This is a genomic window from Pseudomonas gingeri, from assembly GCF_013385635.1.
GTDB lineage: Bacteria > Pseudomonadota > Gammaproteobacteria > Pseudomonadales > Pseudomonadaceae > Aquipseudomonas > Aquipseudomonas gingeri_A.
In genome coordinates this window covers 70133-90338 of sequence record NZ_JACAPR010000010.1, presented here as the reverse complement: position 1 = coordinate 90338, position 20206 = coordinate 70133, and the positions used below count along the sequence as shown (strand labels likewise).

At 60.6% G+C, this 20206-nt stretch carries 17 protein-coding genes and 2 pseudogenes; 5 read left to right on the top strand and 14 right to left on the bottom strand.

What is annotated here, in order from left to right:
• Positions 1–214: 214 nt before the first annotated feature.
• A complete protein-coding gene (locus HX851_RS10765) occupies positions 215–1405 on the top strand; it encodes a benzoate/H(+) symporter BenE family transporter (protein ID WP_177056570.1) in 1191 nt (396 codons plus the stop codon).
• Between the two features lie 136 nt (positions 1406–1541).
• On the opposite strand, the gene HX851_RS45420 is transcribed toward HX851_RS10765, so the two are convergent.
• The 4 genes and pseudogenes from HX851_RS45420 to HX851_RS10750 all read right to left on the bottom strand — a co-directional run bounded on the left by HX851_RS45420 (position 1542) and on the right by HX851_RS10750 (position 6060).
• A complete protein-coding gene (locus HX851_RS45420; RefSeq protein ID WP_439899218.1) occupies positions 1542–2246 on the bottom strand; it encodes a methyl-accepting chemotaxis protein in 705 nt (234 codons plus the stop codon).
• A gap of 204 nt (positions 2247–2450) precedes the next feature.
• Positions 2451–2627 (bottom strand): annotated as a pseudogene (locus tag HX851_RS45415) (HAMP domain-containing protein); the annotation flags it as partial.
• Positions 2628–3623: 996 nt separating this feature from the next.
• On the bottom strand, positions 3624–5048 hold the full coding sequence (locus HX851_RS10755; RefSeq protein WP_177056572.1) for an aminotransferase-like domain-containing protein: 1425 nt from the start codon (positions 5046–5048) through the stop codon (positions 3624–3626).
• Positions 5049–5298: 250 nt separating this feature from the next.
• Entirely contained in the window at positions 5299–6060 is a 762-nt protein-coding gene (locus HX851_RS10750; RefSeq protein ID WP_177056573.1) for an SDR family oxidoreductase, read from the bottom strand.
• A gap of 249 nt (positions 6061–6309) precedes the next feature.
• On the opposite strand from HX851_RS10750, the gene HX851_RS10745 reads away from it, so the two are divergent.
• Positions 6310–7314 (top strand): NADP-dependent oxidoreductase, encoded by a 1005-nt coding sequence (locus HX851_RS10745; protein ID WP_177065342.1) that lies wholly within the window; start codon positions 6310–6312, stop codon positions 7312–7314.
• 111 nt (positions 7315–7425) lie between these two features.
• Here HX851_RS10745 and pyrF read toward each other — a convergent pair whose 3' ends face one another.
• The gene (gene pyrF, locus HX851_RS10740) at positions 7426–8124 is read right to left on the bottom strand and encodes an orotidine-5'-phosphate decarboxylase (RefSeq protein ID WP_177056575.1); all 699 of its coding nucleotides are present in this window, start codon (positions 8122–8124) and stop codon (positions 7426–7428) included.
• A 263-nt stretch (positions 8125–8387) separates the two neighbouring features.
• Between pyrF and eat the strand changes: the two genes are divergently transcribed.
• The 3 genes from eat (at position 8388) to HX851_RS10725 (ending at position 10706) form a co-directional block, all read left to right on the top strand.
• Positions 8388–9752, top strand: a complete 1365-nt coding sequence (eat, locus tag HX851_RS10735; protein WP_177065341.1) for an ethanolamine permease — start codon at positions 8388–8390, stop codon at positions 9750–9752.
• A 121-nt stretch (positions 9753–9873) separates the two neighbouring features.
• Entirely contained in the window at positions 9874–10041 is a 168-nt protein-coding gene (locus HX851_RS10730; RefSeq protein ID WP_017129652.1) for a DUF2897 family protein, read from the top strand.
• 104 nt (positions 10042–10145) lie between these two features.
• A complete protein-coding gene (locus HX851_RS10725) occupies positions 10146–10706 on the top strand; it encodes a TetR/AcrR family transcriptional regulator (protein ID WP_177056577.1) in 561 nt (186 codons plus the stop codon).
• An 82-nt stretch (positions 10707–10788) separates the two neighbouring features.
• On the opposite strand, the gene HX851_RS10720 is transcribed toward HX851_RS10725, so the two are convergent.
• From HX851_RS10720 to hisC, 9 genes and pseudogenes are all read right to left on the bottom strand, one after another.
• Complete coding sequence (locus tag HX851_RS10720) at positions 10789–11121, bottom strand: ComEA family DNA-binding protein (protein ID WP_177065340.1); 333 nt, start codon at positions 11119–11121, stop codon at positions 10789–10791.
• Between the two features lie 112 nt (positions 11122–11233).
• Positions 11234–13228: a polysaccharide biosynthesis protein gene (locus HX851_RS10715; RefSeq protein WP_177065752.1), complete on the bottom strand. Its 1995-nt coding sequence runs from the start codon at positions 13226–13228 to the stop codon at positions 11234–11236.
• A gap of 90 nt (positions 13229–13318) precedes the next feature.
• Positions 13319–14338 carry an MraY family glycosyltransferase gene (locus tag HX851_RS10710; RefSeq protein ID WP_177056579.1) on the bottom strand — a complete coding sequence of 340 codons (1020 nt, stop codon included), beginning with the start codon at positions 14336–14338 and terminating at the stop codon, positions 13319–13321.
• Between the two features lie 403 nt (positions 14339–14741).
• The gene (ihfB, locus tag HX851_RS10705; protein ID WP_017129657.1) at positions 14742–15041 is read right to left on the bottom strand and encodes an integration host factor subunit beta; all 300 of its coding nucleotides are present in this window, start codon (positions 15039–15041) and stop codon (positions 14742–14744) included.
• Positions 15042–15172: 131 nt separating this feature from the next.
• Complete coding sequence (locus HX851_RS10700) at positions 15173–15454, bottom strand: hypothetical protein (RefSeq protein WP_177056580.1); 282 nt, start codon at positions 15452–15454, stop codon at positions 15173–15175.
• Positions 15455–15645: 191 nt separating this feature from the next.
• Positions 15646–17331: a 30S ribosomal protein S1 gene (rpsA, locus tag HX851_RS10695; protein ID WP_017129659.1), complete on the bottom strand. Its 1686-nt coding sequence runs from the start codon at positions 17329–17331 to the stop codon at positions 15646–15648.
• A 120-nt stretch (positions 17332–17451) separates the two neighbouring features.
• Positions 17452–18141, bottom strand: coding sequence for a (d)CMP kinase (gene cmk, locus HX851_RS10690; protein WP_177056581.1), 690 nt, complete (start codon positions 18139–18141; stop codon positions 17452–17454).
• A 20-nt stretch (positions 18142–18161) separates the two neighbouring features.
• Positions 18162–19061, bottom strand: a pseudogene (locus tag HX851_RS10685) (prephenate dehydrogenase/arogenate dehydrogenase family protein); the annotation flags it as partial.
• A gap of 28 nt (positions 19062–19089) precedes the next feature.
• On the bottom strand, positions 19090–20202 hold the full coding sequence (gene hisC, locus HX851_RS10680; protein WP_177065338.1) for a histidinol-phosphate transaminase: 1113 nt from the start codon (positions 20200–20202) through the stop codon (positions 19090–19092).
• Positions 20203–20206 lie beyond the last annotated feature (4 nt).

Sequence of the window (20206 nt, the reverse complement as noted above, 5' to 3'; positions counted from 1 at the left end):
GGCGAATGGACTGTAATACAGCACAGTGGGTCGCTGACAAGTATCGCGTAAAATCATGGCGCATTGTACACCGCCTGCTGCGGCCTTTGATTACAACTGTACGGCTATTTGCGGCCACGGCTGTATTGCAATAAGCGGTTACCTTTACGTTTAGGCTGCAAGGGGCATCAACTCCCGTTTTCACGCAGCTTTTTCAGAACAAGGAATACCCGCCATGACCGACATCACTCAAGCGCGCTTGCGCCCGCTGGCCGACACCTCGCCTTCCGCGGTGGTCGCCGGCTTTATTGCGATGATGACCGGCTACACCAGCTCCCTGGTGTTGATGTTCCAGGCCGGACAAGCCGCCGGCCTGAGCAACGGGCAGATTTCCTCGTGGATCTGGGCGCTGTCCATCGGCATGGCGATCTGCAGCATCGGCCTGTCCCTGCGCTACCGCACGCCCGTCACTGTGGCCTGGTCGACACCCGGGGCAGCGCTGTTGATCACCAGCCTGTCCGGTGTCACCTATGGCGAAGCGATCGGCGCCTACATCACCTGCGCGGTACTGGTCACGATCTGCGGCCTGACCGGCAGCTTCGAGAAGCTGGTCAAACGCCTGCCTTCGTCACTGGCGGCGGCGCTGCTGGCCGGCATCCTGTTCAAGATCGGCAGCGAGATTTTTGTCGCCGCCCAGCACCGTACCGGCCTGGTACTGGGGATGTTCTTCACCTATCTGGTGGTCAAGCGCCTGTCGCCGCGTTACGCGGTGCTCGCCGCGCTGCTGGTCGGCACCGCCCTTTCGGGGCTGCTGGGCCTGCTGGATTTCAGCGGGTTTCACCTGGAAGTGGCGACGCCGGTATGGACCACCCCGTCGTTCTCGCTGGCGGCGACCATCAGCATCGGGATTCCACTGTTCGTGGTGGCCATGACTTCGCAGAACATGCCAGGCATCGCCGTGTTGCGGGCCGACGGCTACAACGTGCCGGCCTCGCCGCTGATCAGCGTGACCGGCATCGCTTCGCTGCTGCTGGCGCCGTTCGGCTCCCACGGCATCAACCTGGCGGCCATCAGCGCGGCGATCTGCACCGGGCCCCATGCCCATGAGGACAAGAGCAAGCGCTACACCGCAGCGGTGTGGTGCGGGATCTTCTACGGCATTGCCGGGACGTTCGGCGCCACGCTGGCGGCGCTGTTCGCCGCATTGCCAAAAGAACTGGTGCTGTCGATTGCCGCGCTGGCGCTGTTCGGCTCGATCATCAACGGCCTGAGCATCGCCATGAACGAACCCAGGGAACGGGAAGCGGCGTTGATCACCTTCATGGTCACCGCATCGGGCTTTACCCTGTTTTCGGTGGGCTCGGCATTCTGGGGGATTGTCGCGGGCGTGCTGACGCTGATGATCCTCAATTGGCGCAAGGCCTAGCCCCGAAGACACGGCAAAACCTGTAGGAGCCAGGCTTGCCGGCGATGAGGCCAGCAAGCCTTGCATCGATCTTGCAGACGCCATCGCCGGCAAGCCAGCTCCTACACGGAAACGCGTTCAGCCCGATCTGAATGGATCAGATGCGGAAATGCCCGACCATGCCCTTCAGTTCCGTGCCCAACTGCGCCAGTTCGATACTGGAGGCCGCATTGCCCTGCATCGCTACCGCCGATTGATCGGCACTGGCACGAATGCTGGTCACGCTGCGATTGATCTCCTCCGCCACCGAGCTTTGCTCCTCGGCGGCCGCGGCAATCTGCTGGTTCATCTGCTGGATCAGCGACACCGCCGCAGCGATGCTGCCCAAAGCGCTTTCGGTCTGCAGGGCGTCGCTGACCGCCAGCTTCACCAGTTCACCGCTGCTGCGGATCTGCTGCACCGACGACTGCGCGGCTGAGCGCAAGGCGCTGACCAGCCGTTCGATCTCTTCCGTGGACTGCTGGGTGCGCTTGGCCAGGGCCCGCACTTCGTCGGCGACCACCGCGAAACCGCGCCCCTGCTCACCGGCACGGGCGGCCTCGATCGCGGCATTGAGCGCCAACAGGTTGGTCTGCTCGGCCACGCTCTTGATCACGCCGAGCACGGTGCCGATATTCTGGATTTCCGCACTCAGGCTTTCGATGCTCAGGCTGGCCGAGTTGGCCGAGTCCGCCAGTTGCTCGATGCGCTGCATGCTCTGGCGCACCACTTGCTGACCGCTGTCGACCTTGTCGTCGGCGGTCTGTGCCGCCAGCGCGGCCTCTTCGGCATTACGCGCGACATCGTGGACCGTGGCGGTCATCTGGTTCATCGCCGTCGCCACCTGTTCGGTTTCTTCCTTCTGCGTGCTGACCTCCAGATTGGTCTGTTCGGTCACCGCCGACAGGGAATGCGCCGAGGTCGCCAACTGCTCGATTCCGGCTTGCAGACCACTGACGATACCGCTCAGGCCGGCGCCCATCTGTTGCATGGCCAGCATCAACTGACCGATCTCGTCGCGGCGCTTGACCTCCACCGTACCGGTCAGGTCGCCGGCGGCAATCTGCTGGGCCACCCGGATCACGCTACGCAGCGGCGCGACGATCAAGCGGGTGATCACCAGCGCCGCCACCAGGCCGACCAGCAAGGCCAGGGCCGACGAGCCGATGATCAGTATCGAGTTCTTCTTCAATTCGGCCTGCATCGACTGGTCTTCGGCCGCATAGGCCTGGTTGACCCGCTCGACCACCTGGGCCGCACGCTCGTGCAGTTGCTGGTAGACCTTCTTTTCCTGCTCCAGCAGACCGGTGTATTCGGTGAGCTTTTCGCCGAAACTGGCGATATGGCCGCCAACCTCATTGAGGACCGTCTGGTAACCGGGATCCTTGACCGCGGTCTTGAGCTGCTCGACCCCGGCCAATGCCTGGTCCGCCTGTTCGATCTTGCCCTGGTTCTGGTTTTCCTCGTCACCCTTGCGGCTTTGATCAAGACGCACCCGCGCCTCGTTCATCGCCTGCAGCATCAACTGCGAAACGTGACTGACCTGACCGGCCTGCTCGATGAACTCACTGCCCTCCTTGCCCTCGGACTGCTTGAGCCCGTAGCTGCCGTCATCGGCCAGACCGGCCTGCAGTACATCGAGGTTGTTGGCCACGCTGGACACCGACCAACTGGCCATCTCCAGCGCCAGGTCCTTGGCCTGGGTCAGCTCGACGAACTCGTCGAAGGCCTTGCGATAAGCCACCAGGGCCTGCTCGACATCCGTCATCACCGGTACGTTGGCCGGCGATTGCGCCTTGAGGGCCTCTGCCTGTGCCGCCAGGGCATCGACGCCCTCGTGCAGGGCATCGACCGTCTTGGCGTCCGAATGCAGGGCATAGTCCTGCTCCAGCAGGCGCACCTTGAGCAGGCTGCTGTTGAGCGAGGACATGTGTTTCAGCCCTTCGAAACGCAGACTGATGGTCTGCAAGGACCAGACGCCAATTGCCGCCACCAATCCGGTCAGCAGCAATACCAGGGCAAAACCGATGCCCAGCTTCTTCGCCATACCCAGGTTGGCAAAACGTCCTTGCACGGCAGAAATCATGGTGCTTAATCCCCGTTCGAATGCTGAAGGCGCACAAGCCATTCAAGATTCGTGCAGATTCGCAACCACGACCGGTGAAGCACAAGCCTTTGGCGCCGGAATAATGGCCAAAAGCTACACCCGCGTCGTTTTCAGAATGGTCGAGGTCGATTCGGTATCGCCCAGCAAACGGAAGAATTTCTGCGCCCGTGGATCCGCCGCATAGGCCACGTTGATCCGTAGCCAACCGGCGGAAGCTGCCTTCGGGGTGAAGGCCGTATCCTGTGCAAGCAATACCCCGAGTTTGTGGGCACCGGCCTGGACCTGGGTAGGACTGTAACGCCGGCTGCGCGCCCAGACGAACATACCGCCGGACGGTTCGCTGAAGACCTCCCAGCCCGTCTCTTCGAGCAGGTCCAGGGTCGTGGCCATTTCCGTTCCCAGTCGCTGGCGCAGGCGCTGCACCAGCTTGCGATAGGCACCATTGGCCAGCAACGTGGCGACCACACACTCGGCAAATCGCGAAGCTCCCAGGCTGGTGATCATCTTCACCTCGGCCAGGCGCTGGATCAACCCGGCGTGGGCGCGGATGAATCCGACTTTCAACGCACTGCTCAGGGTCTTCGAGAAACCGCCGAGGTAGATGACCCGTTGCTGGGAGTCCAGCGCCGCCAGTTGCACCCCGGGGCCACCCTGCAGATCGCTGAAGGCGCCATCCTCGACAATCAGGAAGTCCTCCGACTGCGCCAACTGCAACAACTGCGTGGCGACCGGAAGAGTCAGGCTGCTGCCCGTCGGGTTGTGGTAGAGGCTGTTGATGAACAGGCATTTCGGCCGGTGCTTGTGCAGATGCGCACGCAGCACCTCGATGTCAGGCCCCGTGCGTGTCCTGGGGACCTCCAGCAATTCGATGCCCTGCAGACCCAGGAGCTTGTAGAGATTCCCGTAGCCCGGTGTCTCGACCAGCACGCAATCTCCCGGCTTGAGCAGCGTACGCACCAGCAGGTCGAGGCCCTGGGTGATGCCCAGGGTGGTCAGGACCTCGCCATCGGTCGATTGAATGCCTTTCAGGGTCAGGCGCTTGTGCAATTGCTGGCGCAAGGCGGGCAAGCCCAACGGGGTGCTGTAGTGGAACAGGCCCTGCATCTGTGTCCGACTGACTTCACGCACCGCATAACCGATATCATCGCTTTCGCGCCAGCCCTGGGGAATCCAGCCACAGCCCAGTTTCAACTCCCCCAGCGGATGCTCGCTGAACGCTCCCCACTGTGTTTCCAGCCCCTCGTACCACTCTTGCTCGGCGCCCGGGCAGGATGCTGCGCCGCTGTCGGCGACAATGAATACCGAGCCATTGCGTGACGCCAGTACGCCCTGCATGACCAGGCGCTCATAGGCCTCTGTGACATTGGCCTGGCTGAGAGAGTTTTCCTTGGCCAACTGCCGCACCGACGGCAGGCGTGTCCCCGGACAGGCCCGGGTCAGACGGGTCCATTCGACGATAGCACTGACGATTTGCTGCACGACAGGCACCAGTGCCTGTCGATCAATTTCCAGATCCATTGTGTGTGACGCTCCAAAGCACGGTTATTTCTCGTTAAACAGTTAAACACAAAAGCCCGGCACCTCCGCTTGCACAAAAAGCCTCCCTGCGTCCCCCTGAAAGCCCCGTACACCGTGGCCTGCAGCGCTCGACTGACAAACGCAAAGGAATGTCCCGACGGTATTCGCCACACTGCCGGACATAAAAAACCCCGCACTGGGCGGGTTCTTTTACCTGGGGGCTACAGGCAGCGGCGAACAGCACGACAGATCAAATGGCGGTGGCTCCACCATCTACCGCAAGGGCATGGCCGGTGGTGAATGCCGCGCCGTCGCTGCACAGGTAGAGCACCGCGCTGGCAATCTCCTCGACCTTGCCGATACGGCCGACCGGGTGCATGGCCGCGGCGAACTCGCCCTTTTTCGGATCGGCCTCATAGGCGCGACGGAACATGTCGGTGTCGATCACCGCCGGGCATACGGCGTTGACGCGGATTTTCTTCTTCGCGTATTCGATCGCCGCCGACTTGGTCAGGCCGATCACCGCGTGCTTGGAAGCGGCATAGATGCTCATCTTCGGCGCGGCACCGAGGCCGGCCACCGACGCCGTGTTGACGATCGCCCCGCCGCCCTGGGCGAGCATCAACGGCAACTGGTACTTCATGCACAACCAGACCCCTTTGACATTGACCCCCATGATCGCGTCGAACTCGTCCAGGGTGCCATCGGCCAGCTTGCCCTTCTCGATCTCGATCCCGGCATTGTTGAAGGCGTAGTCGATCCGGCCATAGGCGCCGACAACCTGCTCCATGAGCTTGCGCACATCGGCTTCCAGGATAACGTTGCAGCGCACGAAGATCGCTTCGCCACCGGCGGCACGGATCAGTTCGACGGTCCCCTCGCCGCCCGCCACATCCAGGTCGGCGACCACCACCTTCAGGCCTTCGGCGGCAAATGCCTGGGCGGTCGCCCGGCCAATCCCGGCAGCAGCGCCGGTCACCAGGGCCACCTGGCCGGAAAACGTCATGCTCATGGTTATGTCCTCGCTGAGTGCGTGAATGATCGCGTGAGGCGAGTCTAGCCAGTGGCCGGCTCTGCGGGGCAGCACTATCAGAAGGCCGGTTATCGCCTTATGCGCCACAGTGATAAGTTGTGGTGATAACAACGCCAGGACCACCATCATTGCAGTGGATCGCTGCCTATTCGCCCGGCGGGCAAAACTTGCCGTGGTGCCGATCAGGGTCTATCTACAAGGCTTCTTTGATCGCTTCGAGTGCCTGCCATGACCACCCAGAACAATCGCCAATTCCTCCTGGCCAAACGCCCGGTCGGGGCTGCGACCCGTGACACCTTCACTTACCAGGAAGTCCCGGTGGGCGAGCCGGGAGCCAACCAGATCCTGGTCCGCAACGAATACCTGTCCCTGGATCCAGCCATGCGTGGCTGGATGAACGAGGGCAAGTCCTATATCCCGCCGGTGGGCCTGGGCGAAGTGATGCGTGCGCTGGGGGTCGGCAAGGTGATTGCTTCGAACAACCCAGGATTCGCGGTTGGCGACTACGTCAACGGTGCGCTGGGTGTGCAGGATTATTTCCTCGGCGAGCCGCGGGGCTTCTACAAGGTCGATCCGCGGCTCGCGCCGCTGCCGGCCTACCTGTCGGCGCTGGGCATGACCGGGATGACCGCCTACTTCGCCCTGCTTGATGTCGGCGCGCCGAAAGCCGGTGAAACCGTGGTGATCTCCGGTGCAGCCGGGGCCGTGGGCAGCATTGCCGGACAGATCGCCAAGCTCAAGGGCTGTCGCGTGGTCGGGATTGCCGGGGGTGCCGAGAAGTGCCGGTTCCTGATCGACGAACTGGGCTTCGACGGCACCATCGACTACAAGAGCGAGGACGTCGTTGCCGGCCTGAAACGTGAGTGTCCGAAGGGTGTCGACGTGTATTTCGACAATGTCGGCGGCGATATCCTCGACGCCGTACTGACCCGTCTGAGCCTCAAGGCCCGCGTGGTGATCTGCGGCGCCATCAGCCAATACAACAACAAGGAGGCGGTCAAGGGCCCGGCCAATTACCTGGCGCTGCTGGTCAATCGCGCGCGCATGGAAGGTTTCGTGGTCATGGACTACGCCGCGCGCTTCGCCGCCGCCGGGCAGGAAATGGCCGGCTGGATGGCCAAGGGGCAGCTCAAGAGCAAGGAGGATATCGTCGAAGGCCTGCAGACCTTCCCCGAAACCCTGGGCAAGCTGTTCAGTGGCGAGAATTTCGGCAAGCTGGTGCTGAAGGTCTGAAAGGACTGCTCACCACGACCGGTAGGAGCAGGCTTGTCGCGAGACCGAATCGGTCTCTTCGCGGGCAAGCCCGCTCCCACACAAGCACCACTCCCCCACCGGCTGGCCGGATCAGGCCAGCTCGGCCACGACCGCAGCCAGGGCCTTGGCCGGGTCCGCTGCCTGGCTGATTGGGCGACCGATCACCAGATAGTCGGAACCGGCTTCCAGTGCCTGGCGTGGCGTCAGGATCCGCCGTTGGTCGTCCTGGGCGCTGCCCGCCGGGCGAATCCCCGGGGTCACCAGTTGCAGGCCCGGATGGGCACCCTTCAAGGCCGTGGCTTCCAGTGCCGAGCACACCAAGCCATCGAGTCCGGCCTTCTCGGCCAGGGCCGCCAGGCGCAGCACCTGCACCTGTGGCTCGACATCCAGGCCGATACCCGCCAGGTCTTCACGCTCCATGCTGGTCAGCACGGTCACGCCGATCAGCAACGGCTTCGGGCCGCTGCGCTGGTCAAGCACGTCACGGCAGGCAGCCATCATCCGCAGGCCACCGGAGCAATGGACATTGACCATCCAGACACCCATCTCGGCAGCTGCCTTGACCGCCATCGCGGTGGTGTTGGGAATGTCGTGGAACTTGAGGTCCAGGAACACTTCGAAGCCCTTGTCACGCAGGGTCCCGACAATTTCCGAGGCGCAACTGGTGAACAGTTCCTTGCCGACTTTGACCCGGCACAGTTTCGGGTCCAGTTGATCGGCCAGCTTCAGGGCGGCGTCACGGGTGGGGTAATCCAGGGCGACGATGATAGGAGTCTGGCAGGCGGACATGGATGGGCTCTCAGGCAAGTCGAAATCGGCGCGGATTGTAGCGCAAGCCGGGGCTGATCGGGACCCGGCGATCGGCAAATGTGCCGACTGCGCGCCATAAACGTCCCCACTTGCACCAATTAAAGTCGAAATCCCGGGCAACATCGGCGAAATATCCTCGATACGACAGCTTTTTCACCCTTTGCGACGCCCTTGCCGGCGCTGGCACGCCCGCTGCACCCACCCTGACCCGAGCAGTATCCAAACGGTTCAGGGAGAAACATATGAACACTCGACTCAAGCCCACGCTGGGCACGTTGCATCTGTGGGGCATCGCGGTCGGCCTGGTGATCTCCGGCGAGTATTTCGGCTGGAGCTACGGCTGGGGCGTTGCCGGTACGCTCGGATTCCTGGTGACATCGTTGATGGTCGCCGCGATGTACACCTGCTTCATCTTCAGTTTCACCGAACTGACCACGGCCATTCCCCATGCAGGCGGCCCCTTTGCCTACAGTCGTCGGGCATTTGGCGAGAAAGGCGGGCTGATCGCCGGCCTGGCGACACTGATCGAGTTCGTCTTCGCGCCACCGGCCATTGCCCTGGCCATCGGCGCCTACCTGAACGTACAGTTTCCGGCGCTCGATCCCAAGCATGCGGCCGTGGGGGCCTACATCGTGTTCATGGGGCTGAATATCCTCGGGGTGAAACTGGCGGCCACTTTCGAACTGGTGGTCTGCGTCCTGGCAGTGGCCGAGTTGCTGGTGTTCATGGGCGTGGTCGCACCGGCCTTCAGCTTCAGCCATTTCGCCCTGAACGGCTGGGCCGGAGCCGACAGCTTCGGCGCGCCGGCGATTGCCGGGATGTTCGCGGCCATTCCGTTCGCCATCTGGTTTTTCCTCGCGATCGAAGGTGCCGCGATGGCTGCCGAAGAGGCCAAGGACCCGAAACGAACCATTCCCAAGGCCTATATCAGCGGCATCCTGACCCTGGTGCTGCTGGCCATGGGCGTGATGTTCTTTGCCGGCGGCGTCGGTGACTGGCGGACCTTGTCGAACATCAACGACCCCCTGCCCCAAGCGATGAAAGCCGTGGTCGGCGACAGCTCCGGCTGGTTGCACATGCTGGTGTGGATCGGCCTGTTCGGCCTGGTGGCGAGCTTCCACGGGATCATCCTCGGCTACTCGCGGCAGTTCTTCGCCCTGGCCCGCGCCGGCTACCTGCCCGCGTCCCTGGCCAAGCTGTCGCGTTTCCAGACCCCGCACCGCGCCATTATCGTCGGCGGCCTGATCGGCATCGCCGCCATCTACAGCGACGGCCTGATCAACCTCAGCGGCATGACCCTCACCGCGGCCATGATCACCATGGCGGTGTTCGGCGCCATTGTCATGTACATCATGAGCATGCTCAGCCTGTTCAAGCTGCGCAAAAGCGAGCCGAACCTGGAGCGCACCTTCCGCGCGCCAGGCTATCCGCTTGTCCCGGCCATCGCCCTGTTCCTGGCCGTGGTCTGCCTGATCGCCATGGCCTGGTTCAACGCGCTGATCGGCCTGATCTTCGTCGGCTTCATGGCGGCCGGCTTCCTGTACTTCCTGCTGACCGCGCAACTGCGCGCCGACGCACCGGCGGATGCGATGCTGACCGGACTGTGAGAGCTATCGGGGCAGAACAGGCTTACAATTGAACCACTGAGAAATCCTCTGACTCAAAGTGGTAAGGGCCGGCATCCCGCACGAACCTCTCGTGCGGGATCGGCCCATCAAGGAGAACCCTATGCCCTGGTATGCCTGGTTGATCATCGTGGTCGCCATCGGCTCCATCGTCGGCGGACTGATGATGTTGCGCGATACCGCCACCAAAGTGGAACTCACCGACGAGCAACGCAAGCGCGTGCAGGAACGCAACGCGGAGATGGATGCCAAGGACGCGCAGGATCGCTGATACCGCCATTACGCATTTGAACGTTTTTGAACCGACCCTCAAAAAATGTAGCCAGTTGCCGACAAGTCACAGTTATCATTGGCTATAGATTTGGAGGTTCGGCCATGCGCTATTCACAAGATCACAAAGCCCAGACCCACGAGCGCATCATCAAGGAAGCCGCGGCCCGCTTTCGCCGTGACGGCATTGGCGCAACCGGCCTGCAACCCTTGATGAAAGCCCTGGGCTTGACCCATGGCGGCTTTTACGCGCACTTCAAATCCAAGGACGAACTGGTCGAAAAGGCCCTGCAGGAAGCCGCGGCGGAGCTGGACGTGCATTGCGACATGCTGTTCAGCCAGGACAAACCGGTGCAGGCGTTTATCGACAGCTACCTGTCCGAATGGCACCTGACGACGCCTGAACAAGGATGCCCATTGCCGACCATGTGCTCGGAGCTGGGACAACGGGGAGCACCGAGTTCGACCACTGATACGGTGATCGAGTCCCGACTCAAGCAGGTCGAGGATGCGCTGGGTGGCGGACCGGACGCACAGGATCAGAGTATCGTGATGCTGGCGACGCTGGTCGGGGCGCTGGTGCTATCACGCAGTGCGGAAGATGCGGAACTGGCGCAGAAGATCCTGGATGTGACCAGGGCGCATTTGAAGGATCAGGTCGAGTAACGCCCGCCAGAGCCCTCGACCAGGGCTCCCCAAGGAAAAGAGACCGATCCTTCGATCGGTCTCCGAGCGCTGGATCAGCGCCTCAGTTGATATCCATCTGGTCGCGGTTCTTGTCGAGAATCGCCTTGCCAATCCCCTTGACCTCAAGCAGCTCATCTACCGATGAGAAAGGCCCGTTCGCCTCCCGATAGGCGACGATGGCCTGAGCCTTGGCCTCGCCGATACCCGAGAGCTCACGCTGGATGGTCTCGGCATCGGCGGTGTTCAGATTGATCTTGCCAGTCTTTGTGGCAGGTGCGGCCTGGCTGGCGGGTGCGGCTGGCTGAGCGGCCTGGGCGGCTGGTGCGGCGTTGACCGCGCCGCTGGCGCCGAGCAGGAAGGTTAACAACAGGGAGGGGAGAAAGCCTGTACGCATAGGTGACACTCCATGACATCGTAAGGGGAAAGCAGCTTTTCCGAAGCTGCTTTCCAAACCTAGGTGATGCTGGAGCCTTGTCAAAAACGAGGCCGTTACCGGTTGTGTAACTTCAAGGATCCATGCGCCGTTGCTGATAGATCCAGTCCACTATCTCACCGTCCGGGGCATAACCACTGACAGTATCACGCAACAACTGACGTACACGCGCGTAGTCGTCAGTCTCGACAGCCGCAAGCAATTCGGACAGGCGCAACTTGAGCGCCTCCCAGGGAAGCAGGTCCTCATTGGCGGTCATGATCATCGGATGCTGGGTCGCCGCTACGTTGTCGCCGATCAGCAACTCTTCGTAAAGTTTTTCTCCAGGTCGCAAGCCGGAAAACTCGATTGCGATATCACCATGAGGGTTCTTGTCGGAACGGACACTCAGGCCGGAAAGGTGAATCATCTTTTCCGCCAATTCGACAATTCTTACCGGCTCCCCCATGTCCAGGACAAACACATCGCCCCCATGCCCCATCGAGCCGGCCTGGATAACCAGTTGAGCGGCTTCAGGGATAGTCATGAAGTAACGCGTGATCTTCGGGTGAGTCACCGTCAGTGGCCCACCCGCCTTGATCTGCTTGTGGAACAACGGAATAACCGAACCCGACGAACCCAGCACGTTGCCAAATCGAACCATGGTGAAACGGGTCTTGTTGACGCGGGACACATTACCCGAATCACCAAAGAGCACCGGCGCCAGCTCACGACTGAGGGCCTGCAGGGTCATCTCGGCCAGACGCTTGGTGCTGCCCATGACATTGGTCGGACGCACTGCCTTGTCGGTGGAAATGAGCACGAAGTTCGCCACGCCGGCCTGCAATGCCGCCTGAGCGGTGTTCAGGGTGCCGATCACATTGTTCAGCACGCCTTCGGCGATGTTGTGCTCGACCATGGGCACGTGCTTGTACGCCGCCGCATGGTAGACCGTTTCCACACGCCAGGTTTTCATGACGGACAACAGCTTTTCCGGATTACGCACCGACCCGAGGATCGGCAGCAGGCGCACGGACAGCGACTCACGCGCCACGCGCCGCTCCAGCTCCGACAAGATACTGTAGAGATTGAATTCACTGTGCTCGAAGAGCAGAAGCGTCGTCGGGCGCAAGGCAAGAATCTGCCGGCACAGCTCAGAACCAATGGAGCCGCCGGCTCCGGTGACAAGCACCGCACGCCCCTTGATACAATGCTCAAGCAGTCCAGCCTGGGCAGGCACGGCGTCGCGCCCGAGCAGATCGGCGATATCGACTTCCTGGATATCGTCGACCTTGACCCGTCCGCTGGCCAGATCCATGAAACCGGGCACGCTGCGCACGTGTAAAGGGTAGCCCTCCAAGAGACTGAGGATTTCACGACGCCGGCCACGGGAAGAGGAAGGAATCGCCAACAGGATCTCCTGGGCTCCCGTGGTATCGATCATCTGCTGGATATGCTTGGGTTTGTAGACCTGCAACCCGGAAATACTGCGATCGGCAATACTGCTGTCATCGTCAATAAAGGCAACGGGCTGCATGGCGCGGCCCATGCGTAGCGCAGCAACCAGTTGGTTACCCGCGGAACCGGCTCCGTACACCGCCACCTTCGTCAGCCCGCTATCACGATTGGCAAAAGGCATATGCTGGGAGGCACCAAACCAATCCCCCAGGAAGTACTGGCGCATCACCAGACGCAGACCACCGATCATGATCAGGCTCAACCACCAGTAGTTGAACATGATGGATCGCGGCACCACTGTCTGGTGGTTGCTATAGAGATAGACCACCACACCGAGGATCAGCGCGGACAGGCTCACCGCCTTGACGATGGCGATCAGGGCATCATTGCCGAAATAACGCATCACCGCTCGGTACAACCCGAATTTTACAAACAGCGGAATAGCCACCACAGGCGCGGAGAGAAACAACCAGCGGTGCTGGGTAAACGGGTTGATCGCGTCGTCCAGGCCTAATCTGACGACAAACGACATCCACAGCGCCAGCCACACCAGAAAGATGTCGGCAATGACTTGAAGAATGCGTTTCTGCCGACGCGGGAGGCCCAACAAACAGGCTCGTATCTTATCCATAACCCCTCTAAGGCCAATATCCAAAAAACGGCAATACACATGCTGTATCCGATACAGGCATGTCCAAGCCAGCTGGAAAGGCGATAACGCTCAGCCCGCTTTTTCCAACTCGCCCGCGTGAAACCTGAAGGCCAGGAATACCAACGGCACATACGCGACAATCAGCCCGATAAAGCCGTCCACTATCGACAACCCGACACACAAGGCGATCGGCAACAACCAGCCAAGGTTGATTCCGGCTACCGCCAGAGTCACCGGCAAATGACTGCCCACCTGTCGCGAGGCGAACTGATAAGCATGACTGCGATGAGCTTCATAAACCTTGTCACCACGCAGTAGACGCCGCATCAGCGTAAATGTCGCGTCGACAATGAACACACCCAGCAAAATCAGCCACACCCACAATAACCGAGGTTCAGCCCAGGCTGCATGGAGGGAAAGCCCGCCGAGCATCACGCCGAGAAAACCGCTGCCGGCATCACCCATGAATATCCTGGCAGGTGGAAAATTCCAGTATAGAAAACCACCGACCGCCATCGCCAGCAGCAACGGCGGCCAGATCAGGCCCGCATTGTTTGTGAGTGTATAGACAAGACACGCGCCGAGGCACGCCGTCAACGCTTCTACGCTGGCGATCCCGTCGATTCCATCCATGAAATTATAAAGATTGAGCATCCACACCAGATAGAAAGCGGCCAATACATCACCGACCAACCCCAGGTTGATACGTGCGCCCATGATATCAAGAGTCGGCAGGCCACCCATCCAGAAAAGCAACCAGGCCGCCGCCGAAAAATGAGCCAACAAGCGCCAGCGAGCAGCTACATGGCCATGATCGTCGAGAAACCCCACCAGCGCGATACAGGCGCCGGCACCCAGCAGCGCCCAGACGATGGGCCAAAGCACGATGCCGGTAAACGCCAGGACAGGCAAGACAGCCAGGAAACTGACGACGATGGCCACGCCACCACCACGGGGAGTGGCGACAGAATGAGAGCTGCGCTCGTTGGGAATATCCATCAGGCTGCGCGCCAACGCGTAATGACGAAGAGCGCCCGTCAACAATAACGACGCCATCAACACGACCAAACAGCACAACAAAATCATCATCAAGCCAAGATCCTTGCCACACTTAAATAACGATATTCACGAGCAGCTTTTATTCGCCAGACCCGGAAACTTTACGCGTCGTAAAAAACAGGAGGCCAAGCCAGAAAATACTCGACCTGGCAGTTGGGCCCGCGAATATAGACGACTCTACGCAATAACTCGACACTTGCCACCATGGACAAGAAAACCAGCGAAATACAGAGGGGAAGAGATAACGGGGAAATAGCCGCTCCGACCGAACCGATCCCGGAGCACAAAAGGAGACAGCGAACCGAACGGGTCAATCCCGGATGCCATCCAACAAACGGAATGCCGGTTTATCAGGATAGATACAATCGCCCGCAGGGTGATGAACGACGGGACAGATCACCAGGCCAGACGCATACGCACCTGGCGAAGATGATCAGGCATCATCATGCTCTTCATCTTCATTTACCCGATCCCGCAACTCCTTCCCCGGTTTGAAGTGCGGCACGAATTTGCCATCCAGGCTCACCGACTGCCCGGTCTTCGGATTACGCCCCACGCGCGGTGCGCGATAGTGCAGGGAAAAGCTACCGAACCCACGAATTTCGATCCGGTCCCCAGTCGCCAGGCACTGGGACATTTGCTCAAGCATGGTCTTGATGGCCAGCTCGACATCCTTGGATGAGAGCAGCCCCTGATGGGTGACAATTCGTTCGATCAACTCCGACTTCGTCATATTTTTCCCTTCTTTTTCAAGCAGCTAGGAAAAGCGCTTCGAAGGTTTTAGCATGACCGGAGGATTTTGAACAGCCCATCTATTGACTTATCTGCATGCCAGATACGTCCAGGCCGAGCGATGCATATCGACTAGTTGCAGATCACCAGCATCGTGCGGGTGGCATAACCTGCCGGATTCCAGCCAAAGAGATAGTCGCCCTCCTCGTCCTTGGCATCACTGGACTTGGTGACGACCCTGTAACCCTGAGCCTTACACTCGCGGGCCGCACGCTTGTAGCACTTTTCCCAGCCGGAACCCAATCCCGAGCAGTCGATTTCGATGCCGCTCACACCGTGCCTGACATGGGTCTTGGCGTTGGTGGTACATCCGGCAAGCAACGCCAGGGCGAATACTGCTATGAGCCTGCTCATTCACATCCTTATCAAGGTGACACCCTGAGAAAAGCCTTCGACGGCTGACAATGGCTGATCCAGACACACACATCTTTACACTTGTAAATGTGACCGTAGCATGTCCGCTTTGGTTTCACCCGTGAAACACTCAAATCCCAGCCATAAAAAAGGGCGACCGAAGTCGCCCTTTTTCAACAGTCAGACAGAACTCAGTTCTGTTTGGCCATTGCTTGACGCAGCAGCGCAGCCATGGTGGTGTCAGCTGCTTCACCTTCCGGAGCTGCTTTCAGGCTCTGGATGGCTTCTTTCTCGTCTTCAACGTCTTTCGACTTGATCGACAGCTGGATCACGCGGCTCTTGCGGTCAACGCTGATGATCTTGGCTTCTACTTCTTCGCCTTCTTTCAGGACGTTACGCGCGTCTTCAACGCGGTCACGGCTGATTTCGGAGGCTTTCAGAGTCGCTTCGATATCGTCGGCCAGAACGATGATGGCGCCTTTGGCGTCAACTTCTTTCACAGTGCCTTTAACGATGGCGCCTTTGTCGTTAACCGAGACGTACTCGGAGAACGGGTCGCTTTCCAGTTGCTTGATGCCCAGGGAGATGCGCTCGCGCTCTGGGTCAACCGACAGGATGACGGTATCCAGCTCGTCGCCCTTCTTGAAACGACGTACGGCTTCTTCGCCCACTTCGTTCCAGGAGATGTCGGACAAGTGAACCAGACCGTCGATGCCGCCGTCCAGACCAATGAAGATACCGAAATCGGTGATCGACTTGATGGTGCCGGAGATCTTGTCGCCCTTGTTGAACTGGCCAGAGAAGTCTTCCCATGGGTTCGACTTGCACTGCTTGATGCCCAGGGAGATACGACGACGCTCTTCGTCGATGTCCAGAACCATGACTTCCACTTCGTCGCCGACTTGTACGACTTTCGAAGGGTGGATGTTCTTGTTGGTCCAGTCCATTTCCGAAACGTGTACCAGACCTTCAACGCCTTCTTCCAGCTCAGCGAAGCAGCCGTAGTCGGTCAGGTTGGTTACACGCGCGGTAACGCGGGTGCTTTCCGGGTAACGGGCTTTGATAGCAACCCATGGATCTTCACCCAGTTGCTTCAGGCCCAGGGAAACACGATTGCGCTCGCGATCGTACTTCAGAACCTTGACATCGATCTCGTCGCCAACGTTGACGATTTCCGATGGATGCTTGATGCGCTTCCAGGCCATGTCGGTGATGTGCAGCAGGCCATCGACGCCACCCAGATCGACGAATGCGCCGTAGTCGGTGAGGTTCTTGACGATACCCTTGACTTGCTGGCCTTCCTGCAGGGATTCCAGCAGAGCTTCACGCTCGGCGGAGTTCTCGGCTTCCAGGACGCTGCGGCGGGAAACGACGACGTTGTTGCGTTTCTGGTCGAGCTTGATGACCTTGAACTCGAGCTCTTTGCCTTCCAGGTGCGTGGTGTCGCGCACTGGACGGACGTCAACCAGAGAACCTGGCAGGAACGCACGGATGCCGTTAACGTCGACAGTGAAGCCGCCTTTAACCTTACCGTTGATAACGCCCTTGACCACTTCTTCGGCTGCGAAGGCTGCTTCCAGAACGATCCAGCATTCAGCGCGCTTGGCTTTTTCACGGGACAGCTTGGTTTCACCAAAGCCATCTTCAACCGAATCCAGCGCCACGTGAACTTCGTCACCGACGTTGATGTTCAGCTCGCCAGCATCGTTGTAGAACTGTTCCAGCGGGATCAGAGCTTCAGACTTCAGACCAGCGTGGACAGTGACCCAACGAGCCTGGTAATCGATATCAACGATAACACCGGTGATGATCGAACCAGCCTGAAGATTAAGGGTCTTCAAGCTCTCTTCAAAGAGTTCCGCAAAGCTTTCGCTCATTTTAATTCCTGTTGATAAGGGCGAAGAATACGCCCATCTGCCACACCCCAGACGGTGAGGGTTACGTTCATATGAAAGAAGCCATGCAGGACTATGACTGGTCCCCTGCACGCCTCTTGGTCACCCGGCGATATCGCGAATGGCGATCTCGCTCATGATGCGTTCCAACACCTGCTCGATGGACAACTCCGTGGAATCCAGCTGTATGGCGTCAGCCGCCGGTTTGAGCGGGGCTACCGCTCGCTGGGTGTCACGCTCATCGCGTGCACGTATCTCATCTAGCAGACTCGACAGACTAACATCATCGCCCTTGGCCTTCAACTGCAAGTACCGGCGACGTGCCCGCTCCTCGACGCTTGCGGTGAGGAAAATCTTCAGAGGCGCGTCGGGAAACACCACGGTGCCCATGTCGCGACCGTCGGCCACCAGTCCCGGCGGCTCCTGAAACGCGCGCTGGCGTTGTAGCAGGGCATCACGCACCGCCGGCAAGGCCGCGACCTGGGAAGCGCCGGCACCGATCGATTCGTTGCGGATATCCTGGGTGACATCGTCCCCTTCGAGAATGATGCACTGCGGCTGGCCGTCGGTCGCACCGATGAACTGCACATCGAGATGAGCAGCCAGCAGCTTGAGGGACTCTTCGTTGGTCAGGTCGACGCCATGATTGCGGGCGGCGAAGGCCAGCAACCGATACAGCGCGCCCGAGTCCAGCAGGCACCAGCCCAGACGCTTGGCCAGCAGACCGGCGATAGTGCCCTTGCCCGAGCCGCTGGGTCCGTCGATGGCGATGACTGGAGCTTGAATATTCACGACTGAGCCTCTTTGTGATCATCGTTGGCGTTCATTGTGTCCTTACGGGCCCGTCGGGCCAAGATCCTGCCGAAATGTTCGCGAGCCGCCTGGGCCCGCTCGAACACATCCAGCAATTGATGCCCATCACCCGCGTCGACGGCGTCGCGCAAGACATCCAGGTCGCTGCGGAAGGTATCCAGTGCACGCAACACCGCCTCGCGATTGGCCAGGAAGATGTCGTGCCACATGACCGGGTCGCTGCCGGCAATTCGCGTGAAATCACGGAATCCGCCCGCGGCGTAACGGAAAATCTCCAGGTTCTCGTTGCGTTTGGCCAGGGAGTCCACCAGGCCGAAAGCCAGCAGATGCGGCAAATGACTGGTTGCCGCCAGCACTTCGTCGTGGCGCTCGACCTGCATATGCTCGACATCCGCGCCCAGGGCACGCCACAGCCGGTCAACCGTGGCCACCGCCGACGGATCGGTTTCCTCCAATGGGGTCAGTATCACCTTGTGCCGACGGAACAGCTTGCCGTTGGAGGCCTGCACCCCGCTCTGCTCGGACCCGGCAATCGGGTGCCCGGGCACAAACCGTGGCGGCATGGCGCCAAACGCCGAGCAGGCGGCACGCACCACATTGCCTTTGGCGCTGCCGACATCCGTCAGGATCGCCTGACCCAGGTCCATGCCCGCCAACAGGCCGAGCATCTTCTCCATGGCCAGGATCGGCACCGCCAGTTGGATCACATCGGCACCCCGACAAGCGGTTGCCAGATCTTCCTCGCAGCGATCGACCACCCCCAGCTCTACCGCCAGTTGGCGTGATTGCGGATCGAGATCGACACCGACCACCTCCCGGCAGAGGCCACTTTCGCGCAGCCCCTTGGCGAAGGAGCCGCCAATCAACCCGAGACCGACCACCACCAGGCGGCCGATCATAGGCGTCACAGATTGCATCGGCATGACATCAACCACGAGCCAGGACCTTGGCCAGGGCCTCGAGCAGACGGCTGTTTTCACTGGCCAGGCCGATACTGATCCGCAAGTGCCGCGGCAGGCCGTAACCGGCGATCGGACGCACGATCACGCCCTCGCGCAACAGCCCCTGGTACACCGGCCCGGCATCGCGGCCGACGTCGACGGCAATGAAGTTGGCCCGGGAAGGAATCCAGCTCAAGCCCATCTGCCGGAAGCCGTCCTCCAGTTGTTGCATGCCGGCTTCGTTCAGTTCGCGACTGCGCGCCACGTACTCGGCATCATCCAGCGCGGCGCGGGCTGCCACCAGGGCGAGGCTGTTCACGTTGAACGGCTGGCGCACACGATTGAGGATGTCCGCCACCGCCGGCGACGACAGCCCGTAGCCGACACGCAACGCCGCCAGGCCGTAGGCTTTGGAGAAGGTGCGGGAAACCAGCAGGTTCGGATAGGTCGACAGGTAGTTCAGGCCATTCGGCAGGTCTTGGCCCTGGGCATACTCGATGTACGCTTCATCCAGCACCACCAGCACATTGCCAGGCACCGCCGCGAGGAAGGACTCCAGCGCCCGCGGGCCGAACCAGGTACCGGTCGGGTTGTTCGGGTTGGCGATAAACACCACGCGAGTGTTCTCGTCGATCGCCGCCAGCATCGCCGGCAGGTCGTGCCCGAAATCCCTGGCCGGCGCCACGCGGGCTTCGGCGGCCACGGCCTGGGTCACGATCGGATAGATCGCGAAGGCATGTTCACTGAAAACCGCATTCAGGCCCGGCGCCAGGTAGGCGCGGGCAACCAGTTCGAGGATATCGTTGGAACCGTTGCCCAGGGTCACCTGGTTGGCCTGCACACCGCACAACTCAGACAGGCGCTGCTTCAGCTCGAAGCCATTGCCGTCCGGATAGCGGGTCAGCTCCGCCAACTCGTCACGAATCGCTGCCAGGGCCTTGGGACTGGCACCCAGCGGGTTTTCATTGCTGGCCAGCTTGATGATGCGCGCCGGATCGATATCCAGCTCGCGCGCCAATTCGTCCACGGGCTTGCCCGGAACGTAAGGCGAAAGTTGTTGCACGCCCGGCTGCGCCAGGGCGAGGAAGTCGCCACTCATGTTC